The sequence below is a fragment of the Oceanobacillus sp. HCA-5259 genome (assembly GCF_037892815.1).
Taxonomy (GTDB): Bacteria; Bacillota; Bacilli; order Bacillales; family Amphibacillaceae; genus Oceanobacillus; species Oceanobacillus indicireducens.
Genome location: NZ_JBBKBV010000014.1, coordinates 17,507 through 29,621, shown reverse-complemented (window position 1 = coordinate 29,621; position 12,115 = coordinate 17,507). Strand labels below are relative to the sequence as shown.

General features: G+C 38.5%; 8 protein-coding genes and 1 pseudogene. 7 read left to right on the top strand and 2 right to left on the bottom strand.

Annotated elements, in window-relative coordinates; translation table 11 throughout:
• Window positions 1–76: 76 nt before the first annotated feature.
• A pseudogene (locus WKU33_RS09780) lies at window positions 77–235 on the bottom strand (type II toxin-antitoxin system PemK/MazF family toxin); the annotation flags it as partial.
• 263 nt (window positions 236–498) lie between these two features.
• Between WKU33_RS09780 and WKU33_RS09775 the strand changes: the two are divergent.
• The 3 genes from WKU33_RS09775 (at window position 499) to WKU33_RS09765 (ending at window position 4,741) form a co-directional block, all read left to right on the top strand.
• Window positions 499–2,397, top strand: coding sequence for a heavy metal translocating P-type ATPase (locus WKU33_RS09775; RefSeq protein ID WP_188856430.1), 1,899 nt, complete (start codon window positions 499–501; stop codon window positions 2,395–2,397).
• 137 nt (window positions 2,398–2,534) lie between these two features.
• Window positions 2,535–2,741, top strand: coding sequence for a heavy-metal-associated domain-containing protein (locus WKU33_RS09770; protein ID WP_188856429.1), 207 nt, complete (start codon window positions 2,535–2,537; stop codon window positions 2,739–2,741).
• 158 nt (window positions 2,742–2,899) lie between these two features.
• A complete protein-coding gene (locus WKU33_RS09765; protein WP_340454320.1) occupies window positions 2,900–4,741 on the top strand; it encodes a heavy metal translocating P-type ATPase in 1,842 nt (613 codons plus the stop codon).
• Window positions 4,742–5,054: 313 nt separating this feature from the next.
• Here the strand turns inward: WKU33_RS09765 and WKU33_RS09760 are convergent, their stop codons facing one another.
• A complete protein-coding gene (locus tag WKU33_RS09760) occupies window positions 5,055–6,773 on the bottom strand; it encodes an ABC transporter ATP-binding protein (RefSeq protein ID WP_340454318.1) in 1,719 nt (572 codons plus the stop codon).
• Window positions 6,774–6,989: 216 nt separating this feature from the next.
• Here WKU33_RS09760 and WKU33_RS09755 point away from each other — a divergent pair, with 216 nt between their 5' ends.
• The 4 genes from WKU33_RS09755 to WKU33_RS09740 all read left to right on the top strand — a co-directional run bounded on the left by WKU33_RS09755 (window position 6,990) and on the right by WKU33_RS09740 (window position 12,103).
• Window positions 6,990–8,327 (top strand): ABC transporter permease, encoded by a 1,338-nt coding sequence (locus tag WKU33_RS09755; RefSeq protein ID WP_445321693.1) that lies wholly within the window; start codon window positions 6,990–6,992, stop codon window positions 8,325–8,327.
• 13 nt (window positions 8,328–8,340) lie between these two features.
• Window positions 8,341–9,825: an ABC transporter permease gene (locus WKU33_RS09750; protein ID WP_336252935.1), complete on the top strand. Its 1,485-nt coding sequence runs from the start codon at window positions 8,341–8,343 to the stop codon at window positions 9,823–9,825.
• Window positions 9,826–9,855: 30 nt separating this feature from the next.
• On the top strand, window positions 9,856–11,637 hold the full coding sequence (locus tag WKU33_RS09745) for an ABC transporter substrate-binding protein (protein WP_336252922.1): 1,782 nt from the start codon (window positions 9,856–9,858) through the stop codon (window positions 11,635–11,637).
• 223 nt (window positions 11,638–11,860) lie between these two features.
• Window positions 11,861–12,103 carry an HAD hydrolase family protein gene (locus WKU33_RS09740; RefSeq protein ID WP_156857831.1) on the top strand — a complete coding sequence of 81 codons (243 nt, stop codon included), beginning with the start codon at window positions 11,861–11,863 and terminating at the stop codon, window positions 12,101–12,103.
• Window positions 12,104–12,115 lie beyond the last annotated feature (12 nt).

Sequence of the window (12,115 nt, the reverse complement as noted above, 5' to 3'; positions counted from 1 at the left end):
AGATTAAATCTCATCACATTCGGCACAAAGGATATCATCAAATCCCACAATTTTTTCAAACATCCTTATATATAGACTATAAAAATGTCCTAATCTTCTTCAAGCAGTCTTCAACAATCTCTTCTGGTGCATTTTCAATAGTTTCAGAATTTCTAGCTTTGAAATCTAAATTTTTTAGTTGATCCGTTTTAACGACACCATTTACCTTTAAATCATCAGGCAATCTAACATGAAATCCCCATTTATTTACATCCTATTGAAGAGCGATAAATCCTTTGAAATCCTTCGATATATGTTGTATTTAAGTATACATTCTTTAAAGGATTGTTTATGCTCCTTAAAACCCTCTGAAGATTTTTTATAACCCGCTATGTCTAGAAACTAACTTTAAACTTATCCTCAAAACTTGACGCGTGTCAATTACTCCCTTTGGATTCTTCGATATGATAAAGGCAGAAGATAACGCAATACTAAATATACCAAAAAGGAGAGATGAAGATGTTTATACGCTGGATTAATAAAGCTAAAAAACAAATTACGTTTCTATCAGGAGCATCGTTAATTCTCGCGCTTATTATTCATTATTTTGGTCCCTACGAGCTGAGGCAAGCAATCTTAGTGTTCGCTACAGTTTTAGCAGGAATTCCAATTTTCATTAAAGCGTACCAGGCCGTAAGAATGCGGGTGTTCAGCATTGAACTTCTTGTCACGATTGCCGTCATCGGCGCTCTATTCATTGGTGAGTTTGTTGAGTCAGCTGTCGTGACGTTCTTATTTTTATTCGGGGATTACTTGGAAACACGTACACTGGAGAAGACCCGCCGCTCATTGAAAGACCTTGTCGATATGGCACCACAGGAAGCAACGGTTATCCGTAACGGCGAGACAGAGACAATTCCAGTGGAAAATGTCGTGGCAGGTGATCGCATCATCATTCGTTCCGGGGGAAAAGTGCCAGTAGACGGAAAGGTCGTTTCTGGGCAAGCCTTTCTGAATGAAGCTGCAGTCACCGGGGAATCTGTACCGGTATCAAAGCGTAACGATGATCAAGTGTTCAGTGGAACGATTGTTGATAATGGATATATTGAAATGATTGCGGAACGAGTCGGGGATGACACGACGTTTGCGAAAATCATTGAGTTAGTTGAAGAAGCTCAGGAGTCCAAATCAAAAACACAAAAATTCTTGGATAGATTCGCCAATATTTATACACCGGCAGTTGTTGTTTTATCGATACTCGTTTACCTGATAACAAGGGATCTGCATATCGCGATTACATTCTTAGTTGTCGCTTGTCCTGGTGCCCTCGTAATCGGTGCCCCGGTATCGAGCGTAGCGGGGATTGGTAATGGTGCAAGAAACGGCGTTCTCGTAAAAGGTGGAGAAATGATGGATAACCTCTCCAAAGTAGACACCCTTGTCTTTGATAAAACGGGTACACTAACGAAAGGAAAGCCGGAAGTTACGGATATTAAAACGTTCGGTAATTATGATGAAGTGACATTATTACAGCTTGTAGCTGAAGCGGAAACAATCTCTGAACATCACTTGGGTCAAACGATTGTGAAGGAGGCTCAAGCAAGAAATCTTGAATTAACAAGAGAGCCGGAAAGTAGTGAAGTCATTAAAGGGGGCGGAATCAAAGCTACCGTTGGCGATTATGGGCTTGCAATTGGTAATCGTAAATTGATGAATGCAGAAGGAATCCACATACCAGAAGAAGTGGCAATTTATCAAATTAACCAAGAAAAGGCAGGAAATACCGCTATTTTCGTAAGCATCGATGGTGCGATAGCAGGAATATTCTCCATTGCAGACCAGATTAGAGAGGATGCTAAAGCTGCACTAGCTGAAATGAGACGTAATGGTGTGAAGAAAATTATCATGCTGACGGGTGACAACAAACATGCAGCAGAACTTGTCTCCAACGAGTTGGGCATTGATGTGTTTTATGCAGAATTGTTACCAGAAGACAAAGTAAAGTATGTGAAAAAGTTGAAGGAATCCGGTCACGTTGTCGCCATGGCCGGGGACGGAATCAACGACGCACCGGCGATTGCTACTGCAGATATCGGGCTTGCGATGGGAGAAGGAGGGACGGATATATCAATGGAAACAGCAGATGTCGTCTTGATGGCAGATAAATTGTCGCAGTACTCCCACGCTTATTCTTTATCAAAAGCGACAATTCGTAATATGAAGCAAAACACATTCCTTGCTGTCGGAGTCGTGTTCCTTCTCTTAATAGGAGTACTTGCAGGAGTAATCAATCTAGCGTCAGGAATGTTCATCCATGAAGCAAGCGTACTTGCGGTAATTTTAAATGCGATGCGACTAATCCGTTTCAACAAGAAGAATCAAGAAGTCAAAGAAAGTCTTAAAGCAAAACTTGTTTAATGGGGTCAGCGAATTGAAACGATTCCCTGCGAGCACAAAATATCAAAGAAAAAATTTAAAAACTTGACGTAGGTCAAAGAAAGAATATGGGATACAGGATATGATAAAGGTAGAAAATAACAAAGGAGAGATGAATAATGACAACAGTTAAATTTCAATTGGAGCCCCTCACTTGCCCAACATGTATTAAAAAGATTGAAACAGGTTTAAGCAGAATCGATGGTATAGAAGAAGCGAAAGTGATGTTCAACTCAAGTAAAGTAAAGGCAACGTTTAATGAAGAACAGGTTAGTGCTGATGACATAAAGGAAACAATAGAAAAATTAGGTTACGCTGTACTGTAATAAAGTAAAATACAAGCAACTCACCTGGTTTCGTTAGGTGGGTTGCTATTTTAGTTGCTGGAAAACCTTTCTAATGGTATAGTTAAATTATAATTACTATAAAGTAATAACGTATATAGTTTGTTTTATTAAATTCTCCTCAAGAAAGGATACTTAATATGTTCAACTATCTAATCAAAAGCCGTCCTGGCCAGTTTCTTCTCGTTGGTATTTTCTTTATTATTCTTGGATTTATATTCGCGCCGTTTATTGAAATCGTGAGTCGACTATCATTTTATGCAGCGATATTCTTTTTAGGATTCTTTGCTGCGAAAAGTGCAGTAGTAGATACCATTCAATCGAAATCTCCCAATGTTGACTTACTTATGATTTTAGCTGCGCTTGGTGCGGTTCTTATTAATTATGAATCGGAAGGAGCGATTCTTTTACTCATTTTCGCCGGAGCAGAGGCGCTTGAAGATTATGCATCAGCTAAATCGACCAATGCTATTTCCGAGCTTATGTCACAAGTTCCATCAACTGCGCAAGTTTTAAGAGATAATGGGGAAGTTGTTGAGATTCCGACAGACGATTTAAACATAGGAGATATGGTTGTTGTATCAAAAGGAGAGCTTATTCCCATTGATGGCATCACGGACCGGCAAACAATGGTGAACGAAGCTGCGTTGACTGGAGAATCTGTTCCTGTTAGTAAAGAAAAAGGAGATGAAGTATTTGCAGGAACAATTAATGAAGGTCATGCTTTTCATCTTGAAGTGAACAAATTAAGTAATGAGACAGTATTTTCCAATATTATACGGATGGTTGAAGAAGCACAAAATCGGCCGTCTAATGTATCCAAATTTATTGACCGGATTGAATCGAAATATGTGATCAGTGTGTTGGTTGGGGTTCCAATTTTTATTTTTATCCTTTACGCATTTAATGATTTTACCTTCCAAGAAGCATTTTATCGTGGGATGGTTATGTTGACGGTAGCAAGTCCATGTGCACTTGTAGCATCCGCCACTCCGGCTACCCTCAGTGCGATCAGTAATGGGGCAAGGAATGGTGTGTTATTTAAAGGTGGAGCGGCAATGGAAGCACTGAGCACGATGGATGTGCTCTATAGTGATAAAACTGGTACGCTTACACATGGCGAATTTGAAGTTGTTGATTATGCAGCACAAGAGGATATATTAAGTGAAGTCGTATATATGGAGCAACAGTCCAGTCACCCGATTGCAAGAGCGATTGTAGACACGTTCAATTATTTGGATTTAGACCAGATTGATCGGAATGAACCGGTTGAAGAAGTAGCTGGTTCCGGAATGAAAAAAGGTGAAATTCAAATCGGAAAGCCTTCTGTATTTGATCAGTATGAAGATATTCATAATTACCGGAAGAAAGCGATTGACGGAAATACGAATATTTTTGTAGGAAAAAATAACAAAATCGTCGGCTACTTCTCTCTTGCTGATCGCGTGCGGAAAGAATCTGCCGAAGCGGTGGCGGGATTCCAAAAGGAAGGGATCCGTGTTGCCTTGCTTACAGGAGATAACGAAACGGTTGCGAAGAAAGTCGCAGATGAAGTTGGTGGAGTTGATTATGTTGCATCGTGTCTACCGGAAGACAAAATTAAATACATTCATGAGAGCCAGCAAGCAGGTAAGATTGTCGGAATGATTGGGGATGGGATCAACGATGCGCCAGCACTTGCGAATGCAGATATTGGTATCGCGATGGGAAGCGGTTCATCTGTTGCAATGGAATCATCCGATGTCGTTATTGTAAAAAATAACTTAGCCAAACTATTTTATAGCTTTAAGCTAAGTCACAGACTAAATCGAATTATTGTTGGGAACGTTGCTTTTTCCATTGGGGTGATTCTCGCCTTGGTTATCTTGAATTTATTTGGATTATTGAATTTACCAATGGCAGTGTTATTCCATGAAGGTTCCACTATTCTAGTAATCTTAAATGGATTACGCTTATTAAGACAAGGAAAGCAGAAAAAATAGAGCTGGAAGCACGGCTTGCTTATTAGTATGAAATAGGGTTAAGGAATTAATTTTTCTTGACTCTTTTTTCTTGCTTTCCAGTATGAATTCCAAGTTGATAAAGTGAAACTTCATTCAGTGGGGGTTTCCTTACCTCCGCCACTGAATGTTAGTTGAACAGAATCAGGGATTTACGGACTATCTATCCCCCACCTTCACATGTTGGGCTTCCCTCCTGTTTAGAGGTGGGGGTATTATAGACCGTTAATGCGTGATAAACATCATAATAAAAAAGAAAGCAGAATGGTTTCTTCTGACCATCCGCTTTCTTATATTATTGTAATACCCAATGTCCGTCCGATACTTCTTTTAAAACACCCCCCTTAATATGGAAATTGCGTCGTTCAATATTTCTGTTCAATCTAACCGATTCGATTGCAGGATTCGGAACAGGGACAGCGTCTAAAAGTGATTTCGTATATGGATGGATAGGATTACTGTATAATTCCTCACTCTCGGCAAGTTCGATAATTTTTCCAGCATTCATGACTGCTATTCGGTCACTTATATGTTTAACAACTGACAAGTCGTGGGCGATAAATAAATAAGTAAGTCCGAATTTTTTCTGTAAATCCTTCAGCAAGCTGACAATTTGAGCTTGGATCGATACATCAAGTGCAGATAAGGGTTCATCACATACAATGAATTTGGGCTCAACTGCCAGTGCACGGGCAATCCCGATTCTTTGTCGCTGTCCGCCGGAGAACTCATGTGGATAACGCATGGCATGTTCCTTTTGTAACCCTACGAGCTGTAATAAATCCTCCACACGTTCTCTCCGTTCTTTTTTTGTGTTATATAATTTATGGATATCCAATGGTTGACCGATAATATCCAATATCTTCATTCTTGGATTGAGAGAAGCATACGGATCCTGAAAAATAATCTGAATTTCTTTTCGAAGCTGTTTCATTTCTTTCGTGTTCATTCGATTAAGTGACATGCCCCTGTATAAAATATCGCCGCCAATCCCTTTTTGTAATTGTAATAAAAGTCTACCTGTAGTCGACTTACCTGAGCCGGATTCTCCCACCAAGCCTAGTGTTTCACCAGGATGAATCGAAAAGCTAATAGAATCAACCGCTTTTATTGAGCGACCTGCTCCCATGGGAAATTCTTGTGTTAAATCCTGCACTTCGATTAGTGGTTGATCGGGCGGGATATCTTTAGGTAACGTAATTTGTCCTTTAGGTTCTTTTTTAGCATTAATTTGTGGTAATGCATTTAAAAGCTTTTTCGTATATGGATGCTTTGGAGCGGAAAATACTTTTTCAATCGTATTTTGCTCCACAACTTCTCCATCTTTCATAACGATGACCCTGTCACACATTCCAGCGACAACCCCAAGGTCATGTGTAATCAATATAATGGAGGTGTCAAATTGCTGTTGCATTCTTTTCATTAAACGTAAAATTTGCGCTTGAATTGTCACATCAAGTGCTGTTGTCGGTTCGTCAGCGATTAGTAACTTTGGCTGACAGGAGAGTGCCATTGCTATCATGACACGTTGTCTCATCCCGCCGGAAAATTCATGAGGATATTGATTGTAGCGTTCCTCTGCATTCGTAATGCCAACCATTTTCAGCATATCAATCGTTCTTTTCTTTGCTTCAGCAGATGAAAATTTTTGGTGCTTCCGAAGGGTTTCATCAATCTGTTTTCCAATCCTTATCGTTGGGTTCAAGGAAGTCATTGGGTCTTGGAAAATCATGCTAATATCATTTCCTCTAATGGTGTCCATCTGCTGAACTGTATACTCGGAAATTGGCTTATCGAAAAATTGAATATTACCAGCGGTCATTAAAGAAGGAGGAGATGGCAATAGCTTCATAATTGAACGGGCAGTGACACTTTTACCAGACCCTGATTCTCCAACGATTCCTAGAGTCTCTCCCTTATGTACATCAAATGTTATTCCTTTAACAGCCTCCGTTACTTTATTTTGGGTGATAAAGGAAACGTGTAAATCATCTACCTGTAAAATTTTCTCCATTATGATTACCCTCATTTTTAAATAGTTATAATTGAAATTATGTAGTCTTAATATATTGACTTCTTGTTGATTACATTTTATGCTATTGAATAGTATACTAAATCCCTAGGGATAATCAAGATTAATGCAAAGAGGGTGATTTGACTGCCTAAACTTAAAGAGAACGGCTTTGCTGTAACTTACCGCAATTTGAGTGAAAGTACTTTCTTTAGTAGTTTGCTATTTTTGTCAGGTTTGCTTATTCATATATTTACCGGGATTGCTTATTTGACAGGGGCAAGAAATAAGGAGTATGAACAAGCCCTGCAAAAGAAAATTAACATAAAGAAAGAATCTTCTACATATCTTAGTTTGTTGGAACGTTATAAACAACAATATAAAAATAAACAACAATTTTTCCATCGCCCGGTGAATGAAAAAGAAATGGACGATGAAGCGGCTAATTTGGCAAATGAACGGATCCAAGAGATGGCGGAAAAAGAATTAGCTACTGAAAATCTAACGAGAGAAAATTACGCTACCTTTTTTGGAAAATGTCTTGAAAAACCACTTTTCGTTATAGTTACTTTCATCCCGGGAATTTTAATGTATTTATTGTTATTGGTTTATCCGAGACCAATGATTCGATACATTGCGGAACGACTCGTACAAACCCTTTTTGTAATTATTTCTGTGATTATTTTTGTGTTTACCATCTTACACTTTTCACCAACGGATCCGGCCGCGAACATATTGGGAGAAGCAGCAACAATGGAACAACGTGAGGCTTTTAATCAACAATACGGATTGGATCAACCATACATTGTGCAACTGTGGGATGCAATAAAAGGAATTCTTACATTTGATTTGGGCAGTTCTTATACCGGAAATGAAAATGTCATAAAAACCATTAGTGATCGTTTTCCGATCACGCTAACTATTGCAACATGGTCACTATTAATGTCAGTCATTATAGCTTTACCGGTTGGAATAATACCTGCAGCCAAACGGAATTCATTTTGGGATTATAGCTTTATGTTTATTGCCTTGATAGGTTTATCGATTCCAAACTTTTGGCAAGGACTTATTTTCATCTTAACGTTTGCTATAAAGTGGAATATACTACCTGCAACCTATTATCCAGGTGATATGGCTTCGATTATCATGCCAGTTATTGTACTTGGTACAGGATTGACTGCTTCCGTTGCGCGGATGACTCGTTCATCTATTTTAGAGGTCATTAGTGAGGACTATATTGTGACAGCAAAGTCAAAGGGACTATTGCCGAGAAGTATTTTTATGAACCACGCTCTTCGAAATGCGATGATTCCGATCATAACAATTATCGGTCTTCAGTTTGGTGGGATGCTTGGGGGGGCGGCAGTCACAGAGAAGGTCTTCAATATTAGTGGGTTAGGTAGTTATATTGTGGATAAACAATTCATCCCGGACATTCCTTCTGTTCTTGGAGGAGTCGTCTATATTGCGATTGTTATATCGATCGTGAATTTAGTTGTTGATATTTTATATGCTTTCCTGGATCCAAGAATCCGTTCGGAAATGAAGAAAACGTAACGAGGTGGAAAAAGTGACATTGCCAAAAACTTTTATACTTAAAAACTCACAAGAATACAAGCATGCTCATTTTGCCTTTGTTCTCTCTCTAGCATTGACAATCGTTTTCTTCTTTAATGCGTATGATTATCAGGAAGGGAGTGTGTCTTGGAGTATTGTTACACTTGCCTATTTAATTGGAACAGTCTTGCAAGGTGTACTTATTCAATTGTTAAAGAAAGATTTGCGGGACAAAGGCGAAATTCAAAAAAGGACGAGGGTCCTGAGTACCCTTCAGTTGCTGGGGATAACAGTTGGAAATGTTTTTATCACTGCATTTGCTTTTAGAGTGCTAAGAAAGGAAGAATCTATTGAATATACATTGGCATATTATATGCTCTTGACGAACATTTTAATATTTACTGTGTCACTATTCAATATTTTTAAACCTTATGTATCTAATACATTTTTGCCATCGATGAGTATTTTGGCGCTCTTCATTATATTTTCTTTAATTACAGTAATCATTTTTGGGAAAATTGATTTGATTCAAGGTGGTTATTCGAAATTAAAATGGTTAGGTGGTGTGATATTATTAGCCGGGTTTACAGGAAATTTGTTTGGTTTTGTTTTAGGTTATAGCATTCTATTAAAAACAGTGATTAGAGATGATTCAAAAATTGATAGGTGGAATAAATTCTGGTTAAGTATTACTAAAAACTTCACAGCCATGCTTGGATTATTGTTTGTTATTTTTACATTTTCCATTTCAGTAATAAGTTATGGAACATTTGTAGACAGATTTGCCACGGAAAATAACTACGCATCCATGCTAATGGAGCCAAGTTTAGCCTATCCATTTGGAACAGATGACTTTGGCAGGGATGTATTCTCAAGAATTATCTATGGGGCTAGAATTTCATTAACCGTAGGAGTCATAACGACGATTATTCCGTTAGTTATTGGCGGATTCCTAGGAGCCCTGGCCGGATATTATAAAAATACACTCGACAATGTACTAATGCGTATTTTGGATGTAATTTATGCAGTTCCAGGTATTCTGCTTGCTATTGCGATTATTGCAGCATTTGGTTCAAGCACGACTAATTTAATCATTGCGTTAAGTGTGGGATCGATTCCGACCTATGCCAGAACAATGCGTGCTAATGTGCTATCGGTTTCCAACCTGGAATTTGTAGAGGCATCTAAGGCATTAGGAGAATCAGAGTGGAAGATTATTTTTAAGCAGGTCGTTCCTAATTCTTTTGCTCCTATGATTGTGAAGGCATCTTTAACGATTGGAACTGCAGTGATTGCGACAAGTAGTTTGAGCTTCCTCGGCTTAGGGGTTGAACCGCATATTCCAGAGTGGGGGAATATATTAAAAGTAGGAAGCATGTATCTGGAGACAAATCCCTATTTAGCTATTTTTCCGGGTATCGCGATAATTTTACTCGTCTTGTCCTTTAACTTTTTAGGTGATGGGTTAAGGGATGCATTAGATCCAAAGCTAGATTAATATATTTACTAAATTTGGGGGGTTAATACATTGAAAAGATTATATGTCTTGTTAGGCGCTTTTTTGCTCATTTTAACGGGTTGCCTAAATACGGAGTCAGATGTAAATGAGGGTGGAAGCGGAGAAATAGATTCAGGGGATAATACGGTTGAAATTTTAGGAATGGGTTCAAATGAGGATGATTTAAATATTCTGCGTGATCAGCTGACGAAAAATGGATTCAATGTTAAGCTGAATATACAACCAGATTACGGTAGCTTTACAACGCAGAAAGAAGCAGGAAATTATGATTTAGCATTAAACAGCTGGACGACAGTAACTGGCAATCCGGATTATGCGGTACGCTCGTTATTTACTTCAGAAGGAGATAACAGCTTGTTTGCGGATGAACGGGCAGATGAGTTGATCAATCAAGCAAGTACAGAGTTAGCAGACGAATATGTGGAAACATATAAAGAATTAGAGCAGCATATTGTATTTGACCAGGCGTATATCGTACCGCTTTACACATCTTACAAAGCACAAGGGGTAAATCACGAAATAATTGATGAGTCTTCTGTGCGCCTGCCAAAATCAAGGGCAGCAGTTTGGGAGGCCATAGATTTTACAGATACTTCTAAGCGGGATACAGAGCCTCTGATTTTACAACAAGCAATTGGAACGCTGACGTCATTGGATCCTATTAAAGGAAACGATGGTTCTATCAATACATTAAATACGAATCTGTACGTGCGTCTTGTTAATTTAACTGATGATGATGAAATTGTTTCAGACGGTTCATTGTCTTTAAACCATACAATTGCAGAGGGAAATGAGGAGTATTATTTCTTATTGCGTGACGATATTGAATTTGCTGCAGTAGAAGACGGCACAGCTGTAAATACAGGGGAACTTGTTGGGGCTGAAGATGTTGTATTCTCGCTAGAACGTGCAAAAAACCCAAATTCAGTTCCAGACCATCGGACATACAGCCTTCATGAAAATATGGAAGAGATTTCGATTGTCAGTGATTTAAGTGAGCTTGATGGCGATACAGCTGATGGTAGAACGATCCGAGAAGCATTAGAAGACGGAATCGATCAAGAGATTGAAGCATTAACGTCGGATAAAACTGAAGTTGATAACTCATCGGGAGTTTATCAAGTTGTGAAAGTAACAACAACGAATCCTTTCCCGCAAGTTCTTAATTATCTCGCTCATCAATCTGGCGGAATTGTCTCTAAAGAGCAAGTTGAAAAGATCAATACGTATGAAGTAGAAGATTATGATGTGAATACACATATTGCTTACGGTGATCAATCTACTGTTCTAGAAGACAGTGATCAAGAGAATACCCTCTATGCAAGCGGGCCTTATATAATGACCTATAAAAATGATTATGAAGCCCATTTTGTGGAAAATCCGGGGTATATGCCTGGTACGGATTATGAGCCTAACATATCAGAAGTTATTGTAAGATTTATAGAAGACTCTGATAGTGCTCTATCGGCGCTGCGGAATGGGGAAATTCATATCTTAAACGGTGTTCCGGAAAACAAATACGATATTGTTGAAGAGGATGCTAAATTAACACTTCAGCAAAATGAAAGTAATGGCGTTACCTATCTTGCTTTCAATATGGAAGACAAAGACCGTGAAATAGCTACAAATACAGAATTACGCCAAGCTGTACTTTATTCTATTAATCAAGACGATATAATTGAGTATTACCATGGTAATAAAATGCCTGCAGTTTCTACTATTAGTCCATTAGTTGATACTGGATTGAAACTAGAAGCTGATAGTGATAAAGTCAAAGAATTATTACAATAAAGTGAAACTTCATTCAGTGGGGCATCCTTACCCCCCACTGAATGTTAGTTGAACAGAATCAGGGATTTACGGACTGTTTATCCCCGGCCTTCACATATTGGTTTTCCCTCATGTTTAGAGGAGGGGTATTACAGACCGTTAATACGTGAAAAGTTTGAGTAAACAAAGACAGTTCTAAGTGTTTAACATCTAAAGAACTGTCTTTGCTGTGCATATTATCAGGATGTTAATAGCTGGACTTATGATTGGGATACTTACTGGTACGATTATTCCGCTTATTTTGTATATGTTTAAAAAAGACATTGAGATGCTAAAACATGTTACATATGAATTTGGTATGGAAAATGGAAGTGAAGATGTGAAGCAGCTCGCCGATTATATTGCCCCAGCGAATAATCAAAATGGGGTGTTAAAGATAATCGATCAATACTTTGCAAAGGAAGGACCATTTAATAGTATTTGCTAAAAGGAATGAGTA